We start from the raw sequence: 24,937 nt of genomic DNA, 5'->3' as shown, positions 1-24,937 counted from the left end.
AGGGAAAAAAGATGAAGTTAGGGGTAAATATAGACCATATTGCTACCATTCGACAGGCGCGAAAGACGTTTGAGCCTGATCCGGTAACCGCAGCATCACTTGCGACTCTTGGGGGTGCAGATATCATTACTGTCCATCTAAGAGAAGACCGGAGGCATATACAGGACCGCGATGTGAGATTACTCAAAGAGATGGTGTTTACGAAATTGAATCTTGAGATGGCTGCTGCACGCGATATAGTAGACATTGCAGTTGAAATAAAACCAGATCAGGTTACTCTTGTTCCTGAGAGAAGACAGGAGATTACAACGGAAGGTGGATTAGACGTTGTGTCTCAAAAAGAAACACTGGCGGAGGTTATCAAGAGACTGAAGAACGCCGGCATATTGGTCAGCCTTTTTATCGACCCGGAAGAAAGTCAGATATCCGTATCAAGAGATGTGGGTGCACAGTATATCGAATTGCATACAGGAAATTATGCCCTTGCAAGGGATGATGTATCAAGGGGTAAAATGATTGAGAAACTTCAGATGGGGCTAAAGACCGCTCAAAAGCTAGGCTTACAGGTAAATGCAGGGCATGGACTAACATATCATAATACTGGTCTCATCGTAGAATCTTTAGACGTTGAGGAACTGCATATTGGCCATAGTATCATATCACGTTCAGTCTTCGTAGGAATTCAGAAGGCTGTCTCTGAGATGAAAGAGCTCATTATCAGGCATTCTTCACAGAAACAACAATCCAATAGAAAGGATGACTATTAAGGAGCTTAGAGTAAAAGATATAAAAGTATATAAATCATGATAAGATTCGGTTTTATTTTTGGATTACTATAGGTTTTTGAAAAATAACCCTATAGGGATATATGCGCTACCTTAAGAGGTAAAATACATCTTACCTTGTGACTATAACCGCACCTCCCAGGTTGAACACGGACAAACAAGTTTGTCCGTGCCACCCCATAACTCGTAACACGATAGTCTTTTGAAAAACAACCCCATAGGGGTGAAATGTTTATAGAAATTTCTGTTCAGCAACAGATCTAGATAAAGATATATTGCTTTCACCTGTTGTTTTCAGAACATATCCGGGGAATTGTATCAATTCATTATCCTTCTGGAATAAAGTCTGTGTACCGGGAATTTTTATTGACAATTTATTTTACTAAAGTTAGTATGTGATCACTTACATACCATAAAGATTAAAAAAATAAGTTTGTTTATGAAAACAAAGGATAGAATTCTAAAAACCGGATTAAAACTCTTTTCTAAAAAGGGCTATCTTGGTGCAACGACAAAGGAAATAGCAAAAACGGCTGGTATTGCAGAGATTACTCTCTTCAGACATTTTCCTTCAAAGGAAAGACTCTTTGAAGAAGTGATAAATACCTATTCATTTCTTCCGGCTCTAAAGGGACTTCTCCCGGAAATTGCAGAGTTATCATACGAAGAGGGATTGCGGATAATTGCAAAAAGATTTCTAGACTCACTTACCATAAGAAAAGGTTTAATACAAATAATGCACTCAGAAATACACCGGTATAGTGAAAAAATCCACAGGATTTACCATTCCATTATTGACGAAGTATTTAAAACCCTCGCGTCCTATTTTGCTGAAATGCAAAAAAAAGGAGTCTTGAAAGCTTTTGATACAGAATTAGGTGCAAGGGCATTCCTTGGAATGTTCTTTTCATATTTTGATGCAGAGAATTTCTTAATGCTGAAAAAATACCGGCGCACTGATACGGAAACCACTATCAAAGAATTTGTGATGATATTTGCCGAAGGGACAAAAAAATGAAACCATTCCTCGTCACAAAATTCTGTTTCGTTTTAGGATGTACGGCCGTTGTTGCTGCTTGTTCCCCTGGAACAATGGAAAAAGCCGGGATACCGAATGGTGTGCCAGTTACCGCAGCCATTGCAGTACAAAAAGACGTTCCTGTTCAAATGTCCGCTATTGGAAATGTAGAGGCTTATTCTACGGTATCGGTCAAAACACAAGTCGAAGGGGAACTGTTGCGTGTCTGTTTTCAGGAAGGTCAGGAAGTAGAAAAAGGAGATCTTCTTTTCATCATTGATCCCCGCCCTTTTAAAGCATTACAGAGACAGTTTGAGGCCAATTTGGCAAGAGATAGCGCTCTGATGAATAAGGCAGAGACTGATGCCGGTCGCTATGAGGAACTATTCAAAAATGGTATTGTCTCCCAACAAGAATATGATCAATATCGTACTAATTTTGAAGCCCTGAAGGAGACCGTTAGAGCTGATGCTGCTGCCGTAGTAAATGCTAAACTACAGGTAGGGTACTGCTATATCCGCTCCCCGATTAATGGGCGGGTTGGAAAGCTCTTCGTCAACCAGGGTAACGTTGTTAAAGCCAATGATACCGTATTGGTAACTATTAACCAAACGAAGCCAATATACGTTACTTTCCACTTACCAGAGCAGAAATTATTGAAAATTCGGAAATACATGGCTCTGGGAAATGTGAAGGTAGAAGCAATTCTTCCTCAAAATGAAATAAAACCAGTCATTGGAGAGTTAACCTTCATAAACAACGAAGTAAATAATTCTGCAGGAACTATTTTCCTGAGAGCGGTCTTTGCTAATACGGAAGAGTTCCTTTGGCCAAAGCAGTTTGTTCATGTTGCAATAACACTTACCATGCAACGCAATGCGGTGGTTGTTCCCGCACAAGCGATTCAAACAGGACAAGAGGGTAAATATGTCTTTATTATCAAGTCCGACCTTACTATAGAATATCGCCCCGTTATTCCGGGGACTGGTTTTGATCAGGAAATCATCGTTGTAAAAGGGGTTCAGCCAGGCGAGAAAGTAGTAACGAACGGGCAACTTCAACTTACTTCTGGTAGCAAAGTTGAAATAAAAAACGACTCGGGGCGCTGGGCTCAAAAGGCCTCTGGTTTGAATGATCAGGAAATGGTAACGTATGAGTAATCTTGCAGGCAAAACCAGGATATGAACGCATGAATATCTCGGAACCATTCATTCGTCGTCCTGTCATGACAACGGTTGTCATGATAGGGGTACTCCTCGCGGGCATTATAGGGTATAGGATTCTACCCGTAAGCGATCTTCCCAATGTTGACTTTCCGACACTCCTGATCAGTGCAAATCTTCCCGGGTCGAGTTCTGAGACAATGGCTTCTTCCGTTGCTACCCCCCTGGAGCGGCAATTTTCTACCATAGAAGGTCTCGATTCTATGACATCTGTCAGTTCCTTAGGAAATACTCAAATCACGCTCCAGTTTGATTTGAACCGGGATATTGATGCTGCTGCCCAGGATGTTCAGACTGCGATTACTCAGGCTACACCGTTCCTGCCCCGGGATATGCCGCAACCTCCGACGTATGAAAAGGTAAATCCTGCTGATCAACCTATCCTGTTCATTGCTTTAACTTCCCGTACACTCCCTCTTTGGGAGTTGAATGATTATGCAGATACACTCATGGCTCAGAGTATTTCTATGATCAGTGGGGTAGCACAGGTACAGATTTTCGGACCTCAGAAGTATGCTGTTCGTGTTCAACTTAATCCGCACTTACTTGCAAGCCGGGGAATTGGAATTGATGAAGTAGAAGAATCTCTCCGGAATGAAAATATCAATTTGCCTACAGGGTCTCTGTATGGACCACAGAAAGCATTTACTATTCTGGCTACCGGACAGTTATTCAAAGCCGATTCCTATCGTTCCATCATTACTGCTTATCGTAACGGTTCTCCGGTATATCTTGAAGAATTGGGAAAGGTTATTGACAGCGTCGAAAACGATAAAGCAGCAGCCTGGTATACAAATCAGGATGGAAGTCAACGGGCTATTGTTCTTGCGATACGGCGTCAGCCAGGAACGAATACTGTTGCAGTAGCAAAAGCTGTCAAAGAACTGTTACCTGTCTTTGAATCGTATCTTCCACCTTCGGCCAAGTTACATATTCTTTATGACCGGTCAGAATCGACCCGTGAATCAATTTACGAAGTCAAATCTACTATGGTATTGACCTTAGCTTTAGTCATTATGGCTATATTTCTTTTCCTGCGTAATCTCTCAGCCACGGTAATTCCCAGCCTGGCGCTCCCCTTATCTATTGTGGGCACCTTTGCAGCTATGTATCTGCTAGGCTACAGCATAGATAACCTTTCCCTTGTTGCCCTTATTCTTGCTATTGGGTTTGTCGTAGATGATGCCATAGTCATGCTTGAAAATATCGTTCGGCATATGGAGATGGGAAAGAAACCTCTTCAGGCAGCACTCCATGGCTCAAAAGAGATAGGTTTTACTATCTTATCCATGACACTTTCACTTACCGCTGTGTTTATTCCGGTACTCTTTATGGGAGGGGTTGTTGGGAGATTATTTCGCGAGTTTGCCGTAACGATCTGTGTGGCAATTTTGATTTCTGGCTTTGTTTCTTTAACCCTTACTCCTATGCTTTGCAGTCGCTTTTTACGCCCGTTGAAAGAGAAAAAATACGGACGTTTTTATATGATCACTGAGCGTTTGTTTGATGGTATGCTTAAGATTTATGAGTGGAGTCTCAGGAGGGTTTTAAACCACCGGTTAGCTGTTATGGTTATTTTTGGCATCATATTTCTTGCTACAGGTTATCTTTTTACCGCGATACCAAAAGGATTTCTTCCTAATGAGGATCAAGGTACGATCTTTACTATTACCGAAGCACAACAGGGAACCTCTTTTGATAAGATGGTACAGCTTCAACAAAATGTTGCTGATATTATTCAAAAAGACCCGAATGTCAAGAGCTTCTATTCAAGTGTTGGTAGTTCTGGTATAACTGCCAGTCCCAACCAGGGCGCTATGTTTATCCATTTAAAACCTCGCCCGGAGCGTCGCCTGAGTTCTGAAGAAGTAATCGAACAATTACGCTCAAAACTGACTGCGATCCCTGACATCAGAGTTTTTATGCAGGATCCTCCTGAGATTCGCATAGGAGGCCAAATGACAAAAAGCCTTTATCAATTTACCTTACAGAGTCCCAATATAGAAGATCTTTATCATTATGCTTCAATTCTGGAAGTTAAAATGCGTGAATTGCCGATATTACAGGACGTTACCAGCGATCTGCAGATGAACAATCCCCAGATAAATGTTACGATTCACCGGGATAAGGCCTCAACCCTTGGTGTAACGGCAAAACGGATTGAGAATACGCTTTATTGCTCTTATGGTAATCGATGGGTCTCGACTATCTATGCGCCAAATGATCAATATAAGGTTATTATGGAATTGGAGCCACAATATCAGACGGACCCCAGCGCCTTGTCCATGCTCTATGTGAATTCTTCGAATGGTTATTCAGTTCCTTTACATACCGTTGCAACGCTGACAGAGAATCTGGGGCCACAGACAATTAATCACTCAGGACAGTTTCCCTCTGTTACGATCTCATTTAACCTTAAATCAGGGATCTCGCTGGGTGAAGCTGTAGCAGAGGTAGACAAGCTTGCACATGAGCTATTGCCTCCCGCTATGAAGACCAGCTTTCAAGGCGCCGCACAAGAGTTTCAATCATCATTAAAAGGTTTGGGAATCCTGCTTCTTTTTGCTATTGCGGTTATTTATATGGTACTCAGTATCCTTTATGAGAACTTTATCCATCCAATAACCATTTTATCAGGACTTCCCTCCGCAGGATTTGGAGCACTCCTGACATTGTTTGTTTTCGGTATTGATCTGGACGTTTATGCTTTTGTGGGCCTCATTATGCTGATAGGCATCGTCAAGAAGAATGCCATTATGCAGATTGATTTTGCTTTGGAAGCCCAGAGGCAGGGGGGCAAAACCCCCTTAGATGCAATCTATCAGGGTTGCGTTGTCCGGTTCCGCCCGATTATGATGACGACCCTGGCTGCTTTTTTGGGTGCTTTACCCCTTGCGGTAGGCTTTGGTACAGGAGGAGAGGCCCGTCGTTCATTAGGCATTGTCATGGTAGGAGGTCTGCTCTTTTCACAAATTATCACACTCTATCTTACCCCTGTTTTTTATACGTATATGGATACATTTCAGGAAAAAATCCGAAAATTCTCACAACGCTTATCGTATAAAAAGGAGATAAGCCCTGGATGTGCTGAAAAAGCAAAGTAATATTTTATGAGATGCAGGACAAGACTTGAATAAGTGATGTTTTATGTTATAGTATTACGAAATGGTCAAAAGATTTTTTTATTGAAAAATCTTGTCCTTGCATGGGATGTGTAAGGAGGGAACGTATTTGATTTCAGATGGAATAAAGGAGAATAAGTATGTTTGAGGGTTCCTTTGTAGCATTAGTCACACCATTTAAAAATGGAGAAGTTGACTATAAAAAACTAAAAGAACTCATTGAGTACCATATTGAGAATGGGACAAATGGGATTGTCCCCTGTGGCACGACGGGTGAGTCTGCAACCCTTTCATTTGATGAACACGAACGGATAATTGGCGAGGTTGTCAGCATGGCGGCAGGGAGAATCATCGTTCTGGCAGGAACCGGTTCAAACAATAGCAGGGAAGCGTTACGCCTGACAAAGCATGCTAAAAAATCGGGTGCGCATGGGGCATTGCTCATTACTCCTTACTATAATAAACCCACACCAGAGGGGCTTTACCGGCATTACAAATTGATTGCAGAAGAGGTCGATATTCCTATTGTAATATATAATGTCCCTTCCCGAACTGGTATATCCATTCTGCCAGAGACCGTAGCAAAACTTTCCGAAATGAAAAATATTGTTGGAATAAAAGAAGCGAGCGGAAATATTGATCAGACAACTCAGATACTGCAATGGTGTAATATCACAGTTCTTTCAGGGGACGATTCTCTTACCTTGCCTATTATGTCAGTTGGAGGGAAGGGGGTAATATCGGTAGCAGCCAATATTGTTCCTGCGGATGTAGCCGCATTGACCCGTCATTGTTTAGAAGGCAATTTTGACGCAGCGAGGAAGTGCCATCATAAACTTTTTCCGCTTTCAAAAGGCATGTTTATAGAAACAAATCCTATTCCGGTAAAAACTGCTATGAGATTGTTGGGAAGAATAAATGGTGAGATGCGTTTACCGCTTTGCGATATGACTCAGGAGCATGAGAGCCAGTTAGTGGGTATTCTGAAAAAATACGGTTTAATGTCTACGGTTTGATTTCCTCGTTGAGCGATATAACAAGCAAAACGAATAGGGAAAGATAAGAATACATAAATTTGACGTATCGGTAGGGGTTGAAGATTTTTAGTCTTTACGCTGAACGTTTTATCCAAAAAGTTGCCAATGGCTTCCTCATTGAACGTATAGAAGTTTCAATCCTGTAGGGCAACCCTAAAGCCTCGCCCTACATCAACTCTGTTTTGTTCACGAGTAGGGATAGATTTATAACGTGCTCCTACTGCCAAAGGTAGCTTAATTTAAGACACGGAAAAGGAGTTTATTTTGGTAGATAAAAAGAAGATTATAGAATCTATCCGTTTGTTCATCGAGGGTATTGGTGAAGATCCTGCTCGTGAGGGTCTTAGGGAGACACCGGAAAGAGTTGCCGATATGTGTGAAGAGATATTTGCAGGCATTGGAATAGATTCACATGCAGAGATAAAGGTATTAAAATCTGAAAAGTACGATGAGATCGTACTTTTAAAGGATATTCCCTTTTACTCAATATGTGAACATCACCTTCTCCCGTTTAGTGGCGTCGCACATGTAGCCTATATTCCGCAAGGAAACAGAGTAACAGGGATTAGTAAACTGGCAAGGGTTGTTGAAATAGAGGCAAAGCGCTTGCAAGTTCAGGAAAGACTCACCACAGACATAGCAGAGTCCATCATGAAGGCATTGCGCCCCAAAGGCGTACTCGTCATTATCGAGGCCGGGCATCTTTGCATGACTATGAGGGGCATTAAGAAACCGGGTACAACAGTACACACATCTGTTGTGCGTGGTATTTTCCGGGATAATCCTGCTACTCGTGCAGAAGCTATGGCACTTATTAAAGGACATTAACTCAAATACCCATGATAAAAAAAATTACCAAAGACAGGAATCCTTACCGTAAAATATTCTTTTTAGCCAGTACCTTATTTCTGATTTTATCTTATGGCGCTTTTTCCTTTGGCGAAGAAGATCAAACGACGGTACAGATACCTTCTGCAATATCACCGGAAAATACTATAGAAATAGTTGCAAATCTAAAGTCTCTTAGTCTTGGTGTAAGAGAAAGTATTCTTTATGCATTGCGCAATAATTTTGATATCGAATTATCAAGATTGAATTCAGACTTAAGTGATTATGATATTACTATAGAAAAAGCAAGGTACGACCCTGTCATGGCGTTAACCGGTACTATTGAAAATAATGATACCCCGATTAATAGTCAATTGGTTGGCGGCTTTGGAACAACAGCCTTTACTCCTTTTATTCAACGGGGAAGAACAGCGAACGCCGTGATTCAATCTCTCATCCCTACAGGTGCAACCCTGGCTTTAGAGTATAACATATTTAGAGATTTTGTCGATCCCAACCGTTTCCGGTTCTTAAATCCATCCGTTACCAACTTCCTTGAGGCAAGGATTACACAACCTTTATTAAAAGGCGCTGGCTGGTTTTATAACAGGAGCCTTATTTATATCGCCCGAAATAATAAAAAGATTTCCCTTGCTCAATTTAAAACTACGGCAATAGAGGTCTCTAATTCTATTCAGGAAGCATATTGGAATTTTGTTAAGGCATTGGAGGATTTAAAAGTAGCACAAAAATCTCTGGAACGTGCAGAAGATTTATTGAGAAAGAATAAAATACAAGTAGAAGCGGGTACCCTTGCACCAATTGAGATTATCGATGCAGAAGCCGGGGTAGCATCGAGGGTTGAGGCAGTAATTTCTGCGGAGAATGCTATTAAGGATAGTGAAGACGAACTCAAAAGAATTATGAATCTGGAAAATAACGAGATTATTTCGGATGCTACTATTATTCCTATTGACGAGCCAGGTTTTGAGCCGAAAAAAATTGAATTAAAGGATGCGATTAAGACAGCTATGGAGAGGCGTCCTGAATTATATGAACTTCAACTCAGGGTTGAAAATGCAGGTATGCAGACCAGAAGACGAAAGAACGAATTATATCCACAATTAGATTTTACCGGAGGAGTGCGATACACAGGTCTTGGGGAGGATGTAGATGATGCCAATTCTTCCGCAGTCTCTGAGGACTTTCAGGGTGAATTTTTTGGACTTTCCCTGTCAATTCCTATTGGGAACCGGTCAGCGAGGAGCGAATATAATAAATCAAAAATCGAGAAACGACAAGCTCACATGAATGTTAAAAAAAAGGAATTAGATATTGTCGTAGAGGTGCGGGAGGCCGTTCGGGATGTGATAACAAATAGAGGACGGGTTAATGCTACAAGGAAATCCAGGGAATTGGCGCAAGAGAGGTTAGAATCTGAAGAGAAGAAATTTAGTGTGGGCAGAACAACAAGTCTGGAAGTATTACGTGCGCAGGAAGATTTGGCAACTGCGGAAGGTAATGCGGCAAAAGCAATTGTCGACTATGAGATATCTCTCGGTAATTTAGAAAAGGCTAAAGGAACGATCCTCGATGCTTATAATATCATGTTGGAAGAAGAAATTATGTAAATCTCATCAGGGAGATTATCCTGTATTATACTGTTCGGTTTCAATTATTGATTACTATAGTAGTAGGATGAGCACTATTCCACACCTATATGACTACTACGGCCCTTTAAAAAACTTTTTTGTCAGCTTCACAATGATAATTAATATAGTAGTCCAGATATACCGTTCATCGTGCAATGGTGACGTGTCACGCTTTTGTGACGGCACACTTTTGTGATATGGCACACTTCTGATTTATCCAGTAGTAATCTGTCCCCTACCTCTACCATACTGAAACTTATCCCAAAACCCATTGCTGCATCCAAAACTCCTTATAAATACTGGAATTTCGAATGCCCGTAGATGCTAAATTGTGGTTTAGGATGGCTTTTAGTCTAATTTTATTTCCATAATACTGACAAATAGAACTTTTTATTCTATCGTGGTATATTTTTTGAAGGTAAATCTTTAAATTATATTAATCTAAACGAAAATGGCAGAAAAGTAAAATATTTGTATTCTGTACAATAAGGCATATTTCTTCGTGAGCAGCTTTTCTTATAGAATATAAAGCATTTTACCGGTGTAAGAATTCTTTGTTGTACTATTTAAGATCACGCCAACCACAATTTGTACATGCTTCACCCTTAAGTGAACGATAACATTACTATTGGGTGTCTTCTCTATACAGAGTTTAAAATCCGGTGCCATCAATACAATAATAGAAAACTTACCCTTTACGGAGATAGTATCTTTACTCTCTTGCTTTTACAATTGAGAGAAGCGCTTGAGCTGGATTTTATAGAAATTTTTTTCTGCGGGTTATGGCGAATTATGATAAGTAACAGGCTGAAAATAAAAAAATCCCAGAGGGTTGAAAGATGAATGAAAATGATGATTTGAATCGTGGTACGGTAATTTCGGTTCGGGGAAGTGTAATTGATGCGCACTTTCCCTACCAGCTTCCTGCGATTCGAAACCAGCTGAGAGCCGGAGATCACGGTAAGATTGTAATCGAAGTTATAATCCATCTTGATTCCGAAACAATTCGGGGAATTGCTTTGACGCCAACACAAGGGTTATTTCGTGGCGCTCCTGTAGCGGATTTAGGTCAACCTCTTAAAGTTCCCGTAGGAAAGCAACTATTATCAAGAATTTTTAACGTATTCGGAGAGACAATTGATAAAAAAGAGGAACTTCAGGGAATAGAGTGGCGCTCTATTAACCAGAGACCCGTACCTTTATCTCAACGGATAGTTACTTCGAGACTTTTTGAAACGGGAATTAAAGTAATAGATGTTCTCTCTCCTCTGGAGATGGGTGGAAAGGCTGGTTTGTTTGGAGGGGCTGGTGTTGGTAAAACAGTCTTAATCATGGAGATGATCAATAATATGGCTAAGCAGTATCAGGGAATTAGTATATTCTGCGGGATTGGTGAACGTTGCCGTGAAGGAGAGGAGATTTATCGGGAAATACAGGAGGTGGGGGTATTGGATAATGCAATTCTTATCTTTGGACAAATGAATGAGCCGCCAGGCGCTCGATTTAGAGTTGGGCATGCTGCTTTAACTATGGCGGAGTATTTTCGGGACGAAGAAGGTAAGGATATATTACTTCTTATTGATAACGTCTTTCGTTTTATTCAGGCAGGGGCAGAGGTTTCTGGTCTTGTAGGGCATATTCCTTCCCGTGTTGGATATCAACCGACATTGGGAACTGAGCTTGCCGAGCTGGAGGAGAGGATTTCCAGTACCAACAGAGGTGCTATTACCTCGGTTCAGGCTGTATATGTTCCGGCTGATGATTTTACCGACCCTGCAGCAGTGCACACGTTTGGCCATCTGTCCACTTCGGTAGTATTATCCCGGAAAAGAGCTGGTCAGGGTCTTTATCCTGCAATCGATCCACTTCAGTCCAGCTCAAATATGTTGACGCCGAATATTGTCGGAAACAAGCACTACACGATAGCCCAGGGAGTTAGGCAGAATCTGGAAGAGTATGAGGAATTAAAAGATATCATTGCCATGCTGGGATTAGAGGAGCTATCGCAAACCGAGCAGAAAACGGTGAACCGAGCCAGAAGATTAGAAAGATTTTTAACCCAACCATTTTTTACGACAGAGCAATTCACCGGTCGCAAAGGTAAGATGGTGAGCTTAGAAAATGCCCTTGAGGGTTGTGAGCGTATTTTGAATGATGAGTTTGCCGGCTATCCCGAAGAATCATTATATATGATTGGAAAAATAAGCGAAGCAAAAAAATCTTGAAACTGAAAATCTTATTACCAGCAGAAATTTTTATTGATCAGGAAGTAACCAAGGTAACTGCTGAAGCCGAAAACGGTTGCTTTTGCCTTTTACCGCGGCATGTCGATTTTGTGACAGCGCTTGTTCCGGGTCTTTTATCATTTGTATCTAAGGCAGGGAAAGAAGAGTTCATTGCTGTTGATGAAGGAATCCTTATTAAGGCAGGCCCTGAAGTTCTCGTCTCTACGAGAAATGCAATAGGAGGGCTTGATCTAGGAACATTACGGCGAACAATAGAAGGACAATTTGAGGCGTTAAGTGACCAGGAAAAGAAGGCGCGTTCAGTTTTAGCAAATATAGAGGCCAGCTTTGTCCGGCGTTTTCTTAAATTGAAATAGCATGGTTAAGAATAAAAAAGAAAAATATAGCCACGGAGAAGAATTTAGCAAAAAGGTAGGAATAAAAGAATCGCGCAGGATAAAGGCCCGGCAGAAGAAAGGGTTTAGTATTCTCTATGGATTAAGTATGTTTGGTATGGTTGGTTGGTCGGTAACTATTCCAACCATAATTCTTACCCTAATCGGAATCTGGCTGGATAGAAAGTGGCCTGGCAGATTTTCATGGACCCTTACGCTCATTGTCATGGGAGTAATCCTTGGATGTCTGAATGCATGGTATTGGGTAAGAAAGGAGAGCCGGGGCGATTGAGTTTATATAGATAACGTTATCATAATTATGGTATATCCTGATTTAACATTGAGGAATTTCAATTATGTAGGGCAATCCTTTAGGGTTGTCTGGCAAGGCTAAAGCCTCGCCCTGCATATGATCTATGTAACTGCAGAGTGAGAGAACAATGACCAGAGGGTGTTTCTATTTAAGTTACTTATAGATGGTATTGTAAACCTAATGCAACGTTTAGAAAATCCAAACAGTGGCTCTTATTTCGATCTGCTTGTTTTGCTTTGCTCGTTCCCAAACCATGTCTTCATGAAAATGGGAATGAGTTTAGGATTAAGCAGAAAAATCTCTGTCAAAGACAGCCTCTTAAAAGTGTAGAAAATGTAAAGAAGGCACAGGTATGGCAAATGATATTATTTTTATCGTATTGTCTCTTGCCAATGGTATTGGACTGAGCATACTGTATTTTGGAGGTCTTTGGTTAACGGTACAGGTTCTCCCTGTATCGGGTCGCCCTGCATTTTTTATGGCAGGTAGTTTTCTTATGCGTATTGCAGCTATCTTGTGTGGTCTTTATGTTATTATTCCTCATGGTGAATGGAAATCTTTCTTGGCTTTCATGCTGGGGTTTCTTTTCATGCGGATTGTTTTGATCCAACGATTACAATCACGGCATATTAATTTTAGACTTTTACTAAAGAAAAGATAATTATGGAAATAAGTCCTGACTCTGTCACGATTTTTACCTGGGGATATTTTCGTATCAACGCCACCATCGTATATACCTGGGTAGTAATGGTCTTATTGATCATTGTTTCCCTCTTAGTAACTCAAAATCTTTCTGCAGGATTTGCATTATCCCGCTGGCAGAACTTTCTCGAGACCATTGTAGATTCTATGAGGAACCAGATTCGTGAAATTATTCGCCAGAGACCGGAGCCGTACTTATCTTTCATAGGTACATTGTTTCTGTTTATCTCGATTTCAAACTTTCTCAGCATTGTGCCTGGATATCATCCTCCAACAAGTTCGTTTTCGACTACAGCAGCATTAGCTATTTGTGTGTTTTTTGCGGTTCCCTTTTTCAGTATTACACAATCAGGACTTGCAGGGTATCTGAAGTATTATATAAAACCTTCAATATTCATGCTTCCCTTTAATATTCTCGGGGAAATTTCACATACGCTGACACTCGCAATCCGGCTATTCGGGAACATAATGAGCGGAACCTTAATCGGTGCAATATTGATTTCAGTTATACCTTTTTTTATTCCGGCAGTGATGGAGGTATTAGAGTTATTAATTGGACAAATTCAAGCCTATATCTTTGCTATCCTTGCTGCTGTATATATTGCATCTGCGACCCGTGCTGGCCGCAACGAGGGATGATCAGGAAGGATTAAACAGAAAGGAGATCGTAACATGGAAATGAAAGATATTGTTAGTTTAGCTTCAATCATTATTGCAGGACTTACTATTGCTATTGGTTCGATTGGTCCTGCACTGGGAGAAGGACGGGCTTTAGCTCAGGCATTGAGTTCCATTGCGCAACAACCAGACGAGGCTAGTACCATTACCCGAACGTTATTTGTTGGTTTGGCAATGATAGAATCCGTTGCTATTTATTGCTTTGTTATTTCTGTAATTCTTATTTTTGCCAACCCATTTTGGAATCATGTAGTCTCGCAGGCGGGAAAATAGCCTATGCAGATTGATGTACTCACGTTAATAGCGCAAATAATCAATTTTGTAATACTGGTGGTCCTGCTAAAGTACTTTCTGTATAACCGGATTGTTAAGGTTATGGATGAACGTAAAGAGAAAATTATTTCGCAGTTAAAAGACGCAGACCAGAAGAAACAGGAGGCGGAGCAGGAAGCTGAATCTTATCGGAAAAAACTCAAAGAGCTGGATGATAAATACGAAGAAATGCTTTCAAAAGCTCATGAAGAGGTAGAATCTCAGCGAAAAGAATTACTGAAAAAGGCTCATGGTGAGATAAGGGAAGCCCAGGTTAAGTGGTATGAGGCAATTCAGCATGAGAGACAATTATTCATGAACGACATCCGCCAACAAGCGGGCAAAGAGGTTTGTGCTGTTGCACGTCGCGCCCTGGCAGATTTGGCAGATGCCGATCTTGGGCGGCAGATAATTGACTTCTTTATCAAAAAAATCCAAAGGTTGGATAAACAGGAAAGAGATACCCTGAGAAGATCTATACAGGGATCGAAAAAGTATGAAATTGATATAAACAGTGCATTTGAGATTCCACAGGAAATGCGCCAAAAAATGATACATGAAATACAAAAACAAATTACCAGTAATAGTAATGTGCGGTTTACGACATCGCCTAACCTGATCTGTGGAATAGAACTAAAAGTGGATGGACATAAAATTTCCTGGAATCTGGAGAATTACTTACGTGATCTGGAAGATAATGTAACCAATGCTATCGAAAGAAAAGTAAGGGAAAATCAAGAAAATATGTATCAGGAAAAGCAAAATGGAAAACGCCAGGAAAAAGAATGAATGCAGGAGGGAAAAAGATCCTTTCAGATGAAGGAGATAAAAAACGAGGATGGTGAACACGGGGAAGAATAAGAGAGAGCTGAAAACTGTTCTGGACGATACTTTTCAGGTTCTTAACGGAACACTTCGGGAGCACAAGGCCAAACTCGAATCCCGGGAGACAGGCGCTATACATTTTATTGGCGAAGGCATTGCCCGGGTGAAAGGATTACCGGATGTTAAACTTAACGAACTCATTCGTTTTTCAGATAATAAAACAGGAATTGCATTCAATCTCGATCCGGAAGAAATTGGCATCGTTTTACTGGATGAGGCGCAGACTTTAAAAGCTGGTAGTGAAGTTTATCGTACCGGCAGAGTTTTGGATACACCAGTAGGCGATGCTCTCCTTGGCCGTGTTGTTGATTCTCTGGGTCGTCCTCTGGATGAACGGGGACCATTACATGCTTCCCAGCGGCAGCCTATTGAACGGGAAGCTCCGGGAATTCTGGACCGTGCACCAGTAAGTGTTCCTCTGCAAACAGGAATTCTGGTAATTGATGCCCTGATTCCTATTGGAAGAGGTCAACGGGAATTAATTCTTGGCGATAGGCAAACTGGCAAAACTTCCATTGCAGTTAATGCTATAATCAATCAGAGGGATAAAGATGTTATTTGTGTTTATTGTTCAATAGGGCAGAAAATTTCCGGAGTCGCAAAGGTAATTGATGACTTACGTAAATACGGGGCAATGGAAAAATGTATTGTAGTAGTAGCTACCGGAGAGGATTCTCCGGGACTAAGATTTGCTGCTCCGTACGCCGCTACCTCTATGGCAGAATACTTTATGGAACAAGGGAAAGATGTCTTAATCGTATATGATGATTTATCCCATCATGCGCGTACGTATCGGGAGATCTCTTTGCTTCTTCGTAGACCTCCTGCCAGAGAGGCGTACCCTGGCGATATATTCTATATTCACTCGCGATTGCTTGAGCGTTCTACTCATCTGAGTAAGGAGTATGGTGGCGGTTCTCTTACTGCTTTGCCTATTGTTGAGACAGAAGCACAAAATATATCAGCATATATTCCAACGAATCTTATTTCTATTACTGATGGCCAAATTTATCTTTCTCCCGAGCTATTTCAAAAAGGTATTTTGCCTGCTCTTGATGCTGGGAAATCAGTTTCCCGCGTGGGAGGAAAAGCGCAATTATCAGCATACCATGAAATTGCCGGTAATTCGCGCCTGTCTTATTCTCAGTTTGAAGAATTAGAATCATTTGCGCGTTTTGGAACACGACTTGACGAAAGAACGCGAAAGATACTTGCGCGTGGTCAGCATATCCGTGAGATTTTGAAACAATCGCCGTATGATTTACTATCGGCTCCTGAGCAGGTTGTTATCCTCTTGTCGGTGACACAAGGCCTCTTTGATAATGTCCCAATCGGTAAGATGAATGAGGTTAAAAAGGCTGTTCGAAAGGTGACTTTGGAAAAGCTGTCCGATATAGGGAAACGGATTCTGGCAGATGAAAAACTGAATAATGATGACAAAAAAGCAATACTCGGTACGGTAGAAAAGACCATACAATCAGGTAATTATTCAAAAAAAGGAAAAGAGATCGGGAATGGAAACGTATGAGTCGTTGCGGGGTAAATTGAGAAGCGCACAAGAATTAAAGTCTATCGTCAGGACTATGAAGACTATAGCTGCAGTTGCTATCCGGCAATATGAGAGGGCTGTAGAATCGCTTTCCGAGTATAACCGGGCCGTTGAACTGGGGTTCCAATTTCTTTTGAAAAAAGAACCTGAGAGGGTGATGGAACGAGGCCAAATGCCGGGCGGCAATCTTTGTGCAATAGTCTTTGGTTCAGATCAGGGCATGTGTGGACAGTTTAATGATCGAATCGTATCGTTTGCAATTGATAACATGAATAGGATTCAAAAACCGGAAGGCAGAATACTTTTGGGTATTGGTGTACGGGTAGCTGCGCGTCTTGAAGGGGAAAAGCAGCCCGTGGAAGAACAATTTTCAGTTCCCGGATCAGTTGAAGGCATTACTTCCATGGTACAAAAGATATTGATTAGAATAGAGGATTTACGCTCCAATAAAGAGATTGACCAGATTATCATTTTTTATCATAAACGCATATCAGGCTCAACGTATAACCCCCGCATGGTATATCTTCTTCCTTTAAATAAAGAGTGGCTTCGAAGCTTAGAAGAAAGGGAGTGGCCTGCACGTGTTCTTCCCCTATACACTATGGATTGGAATCAATTATTTTCAGCATTAATCCGCCAATACCTGTTCTTTTTGTTATACCGCGCATCTGCGGAATCTCTTGCCAGTGAGAATGCCAGTCGTTTATCATCAATGCAGGCTGCAGAGAAAAACATTGAGGATCGTCTGGAAGAGCTCAGAACTCAATTTAATCAGCAACGCCAGGATTCAATTACTGCCGAAATGATGGATATTGTGGCCGGCTTTGAGGCATTAACCAGCGAGAGAAGAGAGGAGCAATTTTCTTGAGAAAGCAGAGAAGATATGCAGATTATTACCCTGACGATGAACCCCACGATTGATACCAGTTGCAGCGTAGATCATGTTGTTGCTGAGAAAAAATTGCGGGGTAAAACTTCCCGCCATGAGCCGGGCGGCGGCGGTATCAATGTTTCCCGCGCAATAAAAAAATTGGGTGGAGAATCCACAGCTCTGTATACTTCAGGAGGACCAATAGGACAGATGTTGCAAATATTGCTTAATCAGGAGAAGATCAATCACCAGCCAATTGAAATCGAAGGAATGACGCGTGAAAATTTTATTGTATTAGAAGAGTCTACACGGCGGCAATTCCGTTTTGGTATGCCAGGACCAACGTTACATGACAGGGAATGGCAGCAATGCTTAGATAGTATATCTCGTATCACACCGAGCCCGGAGTATATTGTTGCAAGCGGAAGCCTTCCGCCTGGAGTACCTGATGATTTCTATGCACAGGTAGCACAGAGAGCAAAAAAGCCTGGCAGCCGAATATGTATTGATACATCAGGTGAAGCATTGCGTTTAGCGGCAGATGCGCATGTATATTTGCTCAAGCCTAATATGAGTGAACTCCAGTACCTTGCAGGGGAAAAAATTAAAAATGAATCACACATGAAGGAAGTAGCAAAGAAGATTATTGAAAGGGGAAAAAGCGAAGTTGTTGTTATTTCTCTCGGTGCGGCAGGCGCCTTCCTGGCGTCAAAGGATGGGTATGAGAGCATACGGGCGCCCGTAGTGCCAATAGAGAGTAAGGTTGGTGCTGGCGACAGCATGATGGCTGGTATAGTAGTAAGCCTGGCAAAGGGAAGTTCGCTGCGGAATGCTGTCCGTTTCGGTATAGCGACCGGATCTGCTGCAGTAATGACTCCTGGTACCGAATTGTGCCGCCGGGAGGATGCAGAGTACTTATATCAGCAGATGATTTCAGGAATTGCATAAGATTTTGAAGAGGTGTTAAACAATGGAGGATAGCAGGCTCGTTAAGGTTGAAGACTATGAAGTGATTGTTGGTAGTGAGAAAGTTGAACGGGTGAGAGAAAAAGCTAAGCTCCTTCAGGATCTTCATGTTGTTCATATAAATTCAACATATTATGGCGGAGGTGTAGCTGAGATATTATCGTCGTTGATACTTTTGATGAACAGTACCGGTATTAAGACTGGATGGAGAGTGATTCAGGGATCTCCCGATTTTTTCACTATTACGAAAAAGATACACAATGCCTTGCAGGGTGGGGATATTAATCTTACCGATCGTAAATTGAAGATTTATGAGGATGTTGTGTATGAGAATGCCATTCGAAACCATCTGGATCACGATATGGTTATTATTCACGATCCTCAACCTCTTCCGATGATCAGGCATTATAAAAGGAAATGCCCCTGGATATGGCGTTGCCATATCGATTTGACAAATCCAAACAGGGAACTATGGAATTATTTGTCTCCGCTTATAGAAAGATATGATGCTGTAATCTTGAGTATCAGGGAATATCAGCAGAAATTGAAGACACCACAATTATTTTTTCTGCCGGCAATCAATCCCTTTTCTATTAAAAACCGGGATATGACAGAAGCAGAAATACAAGAGCGTTTGGTACATTATAATATCCCAACAGATCTTCCTTTGGTAGTACAGGTTTCCCGATTTGACCGATGGAAAGATCCTGAAGGTGTTATTAGGGCATTCAAAATAGCAAGAAAGGAAATTGATTGTACTCTTGTGTTGTTAGGCAATATTGCAACAGATGACCCGGAAGGAGAAGCGGTGTATGATTCTCTGATTAAACAGAGAGAAGATCGTATCATTATTCTTTCCCATCAGGATACGGCGCTGGTGAATGCCCTTCAGAGAAGGGCGACTGTTGTGATGCAAAAGTCAATTCGTGAGGGCTTTGGTTTGACCGTAGCAGAAGCCATGTGGAAGGGTGCCGCTGTTATTGGAGGAAATGTTGGTGGTATACGATATCAGATTGAAGACGGGGTAAATGGATTCCTCGTATCATCTGTAGAGGAAGCAGCAGACAGGCTTATTCAGTTACTTAAAAATAAGAAATTGCGGGAAGAAATGGGGCAAAGGGCAAGAGAAACGGTACGGGAGAAGTTTCTCCTGATTCGTCTTTTGGAGCAATATCTTGACCTGTTCGGGTCTTTTGAGACCCTTTATTTACTGAGAGGGTCAATTGTTGTCTAACTCTTTCCTCATAGAGCACAACCTTAAGAAGCGCTGCAGAAAGATGGGAATCTTTTTTCCTCAATACAATCTAAAATTCTCGTAACAATACTTTGGGAGGTGTCCTATGTTTGGGAATCGAATTACATTATTTAAGTTGTTTGGTTTTGAGGTAAAGATTGATATTAGCTGGCTGATTCTTGCAGTACTCATCACCTTTACCTTAGCCAGGGGATTTTTCCCCCATTATTATAAGGGTTTGCCACTGTTAACGTATTGGTGGATGGGGTTAAGCGGCGCTTTAGGTTTTTTTGCCTCGATTATTTTCCATGAATTCTGGCACTCCTTTGTCGCACGGAGATATGGATTGCCGATGAAAGGGATTACCCTGTTTATTTTTGGCGGTGTAGCGGAAATGGGAGATGAGCCTCCCAACGCAAAAACTGAGTTCCTGATGGCAATTGCCGGTCCTCTTTCAAGTATTTTCCTTGGATTTGGATTCTTTGGGATAAATCTGCTCATTCCCAGGAGTGATCCATTACTGCCAATGAAAGGTGTAATCGGTTATCTTGCGTATATTAATCTCATTCTGGCAGCATTCAATCTGTTGCCTGCTTTTCCTCTTGATGGGGGACGTATCCTCCGGTCAGCCATTTGGAAATGGACTGACAATATTCGTTGGGCAACGAGGGTAGCATCATGGACCGGCTCTTTTTTCGGTATAGCGCTTATGATTTTAGGGATTCTTAGTATTTTCCAGGGAAATTTTATTGGCGGAATATGGTTCTTTGTGATAGGTATGTTTGTGAAAAATGCGGCTCAAATATCGTATCAGCAAGTGCTGCTCCGTAATGTGCTCGCAGGTAAAAGGGTAGGCTATTTTACGAAATTAGATCCTGTTTTTGTGCCGCCTTCAATATCGATAGAGCAGTTTGTGGAAGAGTATTTCTACAAATACCACTTCAAAATGTTTCCTGTCGTGGAGGATACAAACATCGTAGGGTGTATCAACATTGCTCAGGTGAAAAATATTCCCCGGAATGAATGGAACCAGCATACGGTTAGAGAACTTGCAAAAAAATGTTTGCCTGAAAATACCATTTCTCCGGAAGCCGACACGCTGAAAGCCCTTTCTTTAATGAAACAGAATGGCAATACTAAGCTTATGGTTGTTGAAGATCGCAAGTTAATCGGTATTATTACTCTCAAAGATATTTTACAGTATTTTTCCGCCAGAATGGATCTGGAAGAATACTCGGGAAAATAACATGCAATAGCACATGCTATCAATTTTATCAACGAAACACGGATGACAAAGAGTATTCGCCAATGGGGAAATGCTGATAGTATTTTACCCTGTGTTTACCGGTAATTACTTTAATTCGGATTGAAGATATTTTCTTTATCTCTTCCTTCCGGAATCTGAGAAAGAAGTTACCTATGAGAACAGTACAATTACGATTTACTGATTTAATTATTGGAAAAATACTATCTTTCCGATGGAATCAAGGTGTAATGAAGATGCTCCCCGTGGCTTGCGTGTGCATACCCATTTTGATTCATACCACATCTTCACCTATTTGTGCACAAAATCAGTACATGAAGGATATCTATATTCCATTTGCTATAGAGGCCAAATTGTTAGCTGATGAAATGACATCTCGCCATTTGATAAATATCCGGACAAAAGATGGTGTTGTTACCCTTTCAGGGTACGTGGATAATCCTCTCGATTGTGAACGAGCAATTAAGATGGTTGAAGCGATGAGTGATATCCAATCTGTTGTTAACAATATTTCTGTAACTCATATTGTCCGGCCTGATAATCAAATTATGTTCGGCAGGAAAAAGAATTCCAATTTAACTCATGCGCGGGATTTTCAAAAGATCGATATGGATTTCAAGAAAAGAATACTGCCTCTATCTTATGGTAACTTTATTGCCGGAGCTTTTCCTGTAGATCCTACAGCTCTTGAGATTAAAAGAAAAATGACTGATACACTACTGCACGAGGATGAACGTGGAAATACATCTGACGAGGAAATTAAAAGAGCCGTGAGAGATGCTATTTTTCATAATCCAAAGGTAGTTTCAATCAATATACAGGTAGAAGTAAAAGAAGGGGTAGTTATTTTGACCGGTGCAGTAGATAACCCGGAAGCGAAAACTGCTGCCGGGGAAGAGGCGAAGAATACGACAGGTGTATTCATGGTTAAAAATTATTTGAGAATACGGCCCTGGATGTTACCCGGTTACTCTACAACTGCTGAGAGGGTTCGTGATATATTATCGAGAAATTCCCTAACAAGGCATCTGGATATTGATACTGAAGTCCAAAATGGCAATGTATATCTTTACGGCACCGTTAGTACCCTTTTAGAGAAACAATATGCCGGAGAAATAGCATCACAGGTGACTGGTGCAGTAAGTGTTATTAATAAACTGACTATTAATTCCCGATGGTTGCCAAAAACTGATAAAGAGATTAAAGAAAAAGTTGAAACAGAACTTATTTTTAGCGTTTTTGTCCATAGCCCTGAGATTTCTGTAAATGTGAAAAATGGTGTAGCATATCTTACCGGCTCAGTTCATACCCGGCAAGAGGCTCTTGCAGCTATAGAAAATGCATATGATGGAGGAGCAAGAGCCGTAAGAGACTTATTAGAGATCCGTGGAGAAGCAGATGGGGGACTAAAACAGTTAAGGACGAAAGATCCCTTTTACCTTGAAATAGATTATCCCGGTTATTTCGAAGATTTTTATTTTAAGCCCTATTACTATTATCTCTATCCGTAAGGTTGTTCCTTTGGAAAATGATGATCAAAATATGTTTATTTCCATTTCTCGCCTTGTTTTGAACAATTACAGGATTCAGAGATAAAAGCAGATATCAAAGGGCGCCTCAGTTCAGACGTGTATATCGATGATACGTTACTGGATGTTGTGGTAAAAGATGGAAAGGTAACCTTACATGGAACGGTAGGAAGTGCAGCAGAAAAATCCAGGGCTTTCTATGATGCCTGGGTATCCGGGGTCACCGCAGTGGATAACAGTGGATTAGAAGTTAAATGGTGGATGCGTGATGAGTTGCGCCGTGAGGTTAAGTATGTGGATAAATCTGATGAAGAGATCAGGAAGGCGGTTGAAGATACCTTTCTTTACGACCCACGGGTAGCCTCTATCAATATACATATTGAAGTAAAAGATGGTGTAGTAACTCTGTCCGGTATGGTAGATGATCTTCATGCAAAAAGAGTGGCGGAACAAGATGCAAAGAATACGATTGGGGTGCGTGTAGTCAAGAATTTTCTGAAGGTACGTCCTGGAAAATTGCCCACTAACCTGACCGCTATGAGAGACCCGGCTATTGTTGAGAACGTTCATGATGTATTATCAAGGAACCCGATAACTGATCGGCTTGATATCACGGTTGAATCACAAAACAAAAAGGTATATCTGTATGGCGGGGTTAATACCTTCTATGAGAAACGGCTTGCTGAGGATGTCGTATCCCGGGTACCAGGAGTAATAGATGTGGTGAATAAAATCGAGGTTAATTACCGATGGCCGTGGAAAAGCGATGAAGAAATTAAGCATGATATCGAAAGCCAGTGGTACTGGGATGTTTTTGTTAATAGTGATGATATTTCAGTAAAAGTACATAATGGCGTAGCCACTATTTACGGCATAGTTGATAATCAGAAAGAATCCCTTGCTGTGGTAAAAGATGCATTTGAGGGTGGAGCAAAAATCGTACGAAGTTTCCTGGAGTTTCACGGGGATGAAAAAGATAAGCAGAAACATACAAAGGATAAAACGCCTTATTATTATCCCGAATATTTCTACGATTTTTACTCAAGTCCGTATTATATTATCCCACGGGTATAAGAGACTGTCTGAAAAGTCCATATTTATGTCCGGTATCCAGGTGGTGGATTCAGCGCAAAAGACATCGCTTTAATCCACCCTACTTAATTATAGAATTACCGGTAGGGTAGATTCATAATATACATCAAGCTAAGAATGGTGTTCCATAAAAAAGGGGGTATCTCCTTGTAAAAAGAACAACGTATGTCCATGTTCCCCTCTAATTCCCCCTAATCCCCCGAAAGGGGGAAAGAAGGATAAGTTTAGAAAAGAGGGAACAAGGGATTTCCCCCTTTTGTAGGGGCAGGTTTGAAATCCGCCCCTACGGAGGATCAAGGGGGATTACGGGTGATTTGTTATTCTCCACCGTTTCCATATTTTAGCTTGATTGTATAGGAATTTTCATTTTCTGTATGCGGTCTTTCGGTAGAGACAAGGCATTGCCTTGTCTCTACTAAATCAATGTAAATCCTGTAAATCCTGTCTAAAAATAATTTAATGCATATGGGGTGGATTCATCGAAGCAAACCCACCATAGCATCTTTTCAAACAGTCTCTAAGATCTAAAAAGGAGGAATACAGATGTTGATAAGTATAAAATCCCTGTATGGGTACAGAATTCATGCCGTAGATGATGATATTGGAGAGGTATATGAGTTTCTGTTCGATGATAAGGCATGGACTATCAGATATCTTGTAATTGACACCAGTAGCTGGCTGCCCGGCAGGAAAGTTCTTATTTCTCCTGTCGTTTTTAAACAACCAGATTTGGCATCAGAAAAATTTCCTGTGGCGCTTACCAGGGAAGAAGTAAAAAACAGTCCTGATATCGCAGCGGATAAACCAGTTTCCCTGCAGCATCAAATAGAATTATACAAGTATTACGGACCTCTTAACAGGCCTGCTGAGGGCTATTATAATGTTCTCCCTTTTCCTCCGCCTGAGAAGGAAGGTGATCCGCACCTCAGGAGTACGAGAGAGGTGAGCGGCTATCGTACCCATGCCCTTGATGGCGATATTGGTCATGTGAGCGATTTTATTTTAGATATGGAAGATTGGGTTATCCGGCATATGGTGATAGATACCGGGAATTGGTTGCCTGGCAAAAAAGTGTTGATTCCTCCTGACTGGATTACGAGGATAAGCTGGCGTAATGAAAAGGTCTATGTAGATATCCCCAAAGATACCATTAAGGATAGTCCCGAGTATGATCCGTCTGCTCCGGTGAACCGGCAGTATGAGATTCGCCTCTACGATTATTATGGCCGTCCGAAGTATTGGAGTGGTGGTTAGCAG

Annotated in this window: 22 protein-coding genes; all 22 read left to right on the top strand. The window is 41.3% G+C overall.

The genetic code is table 11. The features are described from left to right. Positions 1-11: 11 nt before the first annotated feature. The 22 genes from FBQ94_RS00160 to FBQ94_RS00055 all read left to right on the top strand — a co-directional run bounded on the left by FBQ94_RS00160 (position 12) and on the right by FBQ94_RS00055 (position 24,934). Complete coding sequence (locus tag FBQ94_RS00160) at positions 12-767, top strand: pyridoxine 5'-phosphate synthase (protein WP_007221712.1); 756 nt, start codon at positions 12-14, stop codon at positions 765-767. 457 nt (positions 768-1,224) lie between these two features. Continuing rightward, a complete protein-coding gene (locus FBQ94_RS00155) occupies positions 1,225-1,803 on the top strand; it encodes a TetR/AcrR family transcriptional regulator (RefSeq protein WP_007221713.1) in 579 nt (192 codons plus the stop codon). Beyond that, positions 1,800-2,963 carry an efflux RND transporter periplasmic adaptor subunit gene (locus FBQ94_RS00150; RefSeq protein WP_007221714.1) on the top strand — a complete coding sequence of 388 codons (1,164 nt, stop codon included), beginning with the start codon at positions 1,800-1,802 and terminating at the stop codon, positions 2,961-2,963. Before FBQ94_RS00155 ends, FBQ94_RS00150 begins: the two co-directional genes overlap by 4 nt. A 29-nt stretch (positions 2,964-2,992) precedes the next feature. Further along, positions 2,993-6,130 carry an efflux RND transporter permease subunit gene (locus tag FBQ94_RS00145; RefSeq protein WP_040544107.1) on the top strand — a complete coding sequence of 1,046 codons (3,138 nt, stop codon included), beginning with the start codon at positions 2,993-2,995 and terminating at the stop codon, positions 6,128-6,130. Positions 6,131-6,288: 158 nt separating this feature from the next. Continuing rightward, positions 6,289-7,164: a 4-hydroxy-tetrahydrodipicolinate synthase gene (dapA, locus tag FBQ94_RS00140; RefSeq protein ID WP_007221716.1), complete on the top strand. Its 876-nt coding sequence runs from the start codon at positions 6,289-6,291 to the stop codon at positions 7,162-7,164. A gap of 285 nt (positions 7,165-7,449) precedes the next feature. After that, complete coding sequence (folE, locus tag FBQ94_RS00135) at positions 7,450-8,013, top strand: GTP cyclohydrolase I FolE (RefSeq protein ID WP_007221717.1); 564 nt, start codon at positions 7,450-7,452, stop codon at positions 8,011-8,013. 11 nt (positions 8,014-8,024) lie between these two features. Further along, positions 8,025-9,644 (top strand): TolC family protein, encoded by a 1,620-nt coding sequence (locus FBQ94_RS00130; RefSeq protein WP_007221718.1) that lies wholly within the window; start codon positions 8,025-8,027, stop codon positions 9,642-9,644. A gap of 860 nt (positions 9,645-10,504) precedes the next feature. After that, a complete protein-coding gene (gene atpD, locus FBQ94_RS00125) occupies positions 10,505-11,890 on the top strand; it encodes a F0F1 ATP synthase subunit beta (protein WP_007221720.1) in 1,386 nt (461 codons plus the stop codon). Continuing rightward, positions 11,887-12,267, top strand: coding sequence for a F0F1 ATP synthase subunit epsilon (locus tag FBQ94_RS00120; protein ID WP_007221721.1), 381 nt, complete (start codon positions 11,887-11,889; stop codon positions 12,265-12,267). The genes atpD and FBQ94_RS00120 overlap by 4 nt, the downstream gene beginning before the upstream one ends. Before the next feature lies 1 nt (position 12,268). Further along, the gene (locus FBQ94_RS00115; protein ID WP_007221722.1) at positions 12,269-12,577 is read left to right on the top strand and encodes an AtpZ/AtpI family protein; all 309 of its coding nucleotides are present in this window, start codon (positions 12,269-12,271) and stop codon (positions 12,575-12,577) included. A gap of 373 nt (positions 12,578-12,950) precedes the next feature. Continuing rightward, positions 12,951-13,259, top strand: coding sequence for an ATP synthase subunit I (locus tag FBQ94_RS00110; protein ID WP_007221723.1), 309 nt, complete (start codon positions 12,951-12,953; stop codon positions 13,257-13,259). Positions 13,260-13,261: 2 nt separating this feature from the next. Then, complete coding sequence (locus FBQ94_RS00105; RefSeq protein ID WP_040543288.1) at positions 13,262-13,939, top strand: F0F1 ATP synthase subunit A; 678 nt, start codon at positions 13,262-13,264, stop codon at positions 13,937-13,939. A gap of 33 nt (positions 13,940-13,972) precedes the next feature. Further along, positions 13,973-14,251 carry a F0F1 ATP synthase subunit C gene (locus FBQ94_RS00100; RefSeq protein ID WP_007221725.1) on the top strand — a complete coding sequence of 93 codons (279 nt, stop codon included), beginning with the start codon at positions 13,973-13,975 and terminating at the stop codon, positions 14,249-14,251. A 3-nt stretch (positions 14,252-14,254) separates the two neighbouring features. Further along, positions 14,255-15,079, top strand: coding sequence for a F0F1 ATP synthase subunit B family protein (locus FBQ94_RS00095; protein WP_007221726.1), 825 nt, complete (start codon positions 14,255-14,257; stop codon positions 15,077-15,079). A 49-nt stretch (positions 15,080-15,128) separates the two neighbouring features. Further along, a complete protein-coding gene (locus tag FBQ94_RS00090; RefSeq protein WP_007221727.1) occupies positions 15,129-16,703 on the top strand; it encodes an alternate F1F0 ATPase, F1 subunit alpha in 1,575 nt (524 codons plus the stop codon). Then, entirely contained in the window at positions 16,690-17,592 is a 903-nt protein-coding gene (locus FBQ94_RS00085) for a F0F1 ATP synthase subunit gamma (protein WP_007221728.1), read from the top strand. The genes FBQ94_RS00090 and FBQ94_RS00085 overlap by 14 nt, the downstream gene beginning before the upstream one ends. Positions 17,593-17,607: 15 nt before the next feature. Then, positions 17,608-18,543, top strand: a complete 936-nt coding sequence (locus FBQ94_RS00080; RefSeq protein ID WP_007221729.1) for a 1-phosphofructokinase family hexose kinase — start codon at positions 17,608-17,610, stop codon at positions 18,541-18,543. A 22-nt stretch (positions 18,544-18,565) separates the two neighbouring features. Further along, the gene (locus FBQ94_RS00075; protein ID WP_007221730.1) at positions 18,566-19,795 is read left to right on the top strand and encodes a glycosyltransferase; all 1,230 of its coding nucleotides are present in this window, start codon (positions 18,566-18,568) and stop codon (positions 19,793-19,795) included. Positions 19,796-19,901: 106 nt separating this feature from the next. Further along, positions 19,902-21,041 (top strand): site-2 protease family protein, encoded by a 1,140-nt coding sequence (locus tag FBQ94_RS00070; RefSeq protein ID WP_007221731.1) that lies wholly within the window; start codon positions 19,902-19,904, stop codon positions 21,039-21,041. Positions 21,042-21,214: 173 nt separating this feature from the next. Beyond that, positions 21,215-22,570, top strand: coding sequence for a BON domain-containing protein (locus FBQ94_RS00065; RefSeq protein ID WP_007221732.1), 1,356 nt, complete (start codon positions 21,215-21,217; stop codon positions 22,568-22,570). An 81-nt stretch (positions 22,571-22,651) separates the two neighbouring features. After that, positions 22,652-23,662 (top strand): BON domain-containing protein, encoded by a 1,011-nt coding sequence (locus tag FBQ94_RS00060; RefSeq protein ID WP_285441917.1) that lies wholly within the window; start codon positions 22,652-22,654, stop codon positions 23,660-23,662. A gap of 561 nt (positions 23,663-24,223) precedes the next feature. Further along, a complete protein-coding gene (locus tag FBQ94_RS00055; protein ID WP_007221734.1) occupies positions 24,224-24,934 on the top strand; it encodes a PRC-barrel domain-containing protein in 711 nt (236 codons plus the stop codon). The last annotated feature ends 3 nt before the right edge of the window (positions 24,935-24,937 follow it).

The sequence above is a fragment of the Candidatus Jettenia sp. AMX1 genome (assembly GCF_030263775.1).
GTDB lineage: Bacteria > Planctomycetota > Brocadiia > Brocadiales > Brocadiaceae > Jettenia > Jettenia caeni.
This window is presented reverse-complemented; position numbering and strand designations above follow the sequence as displayed.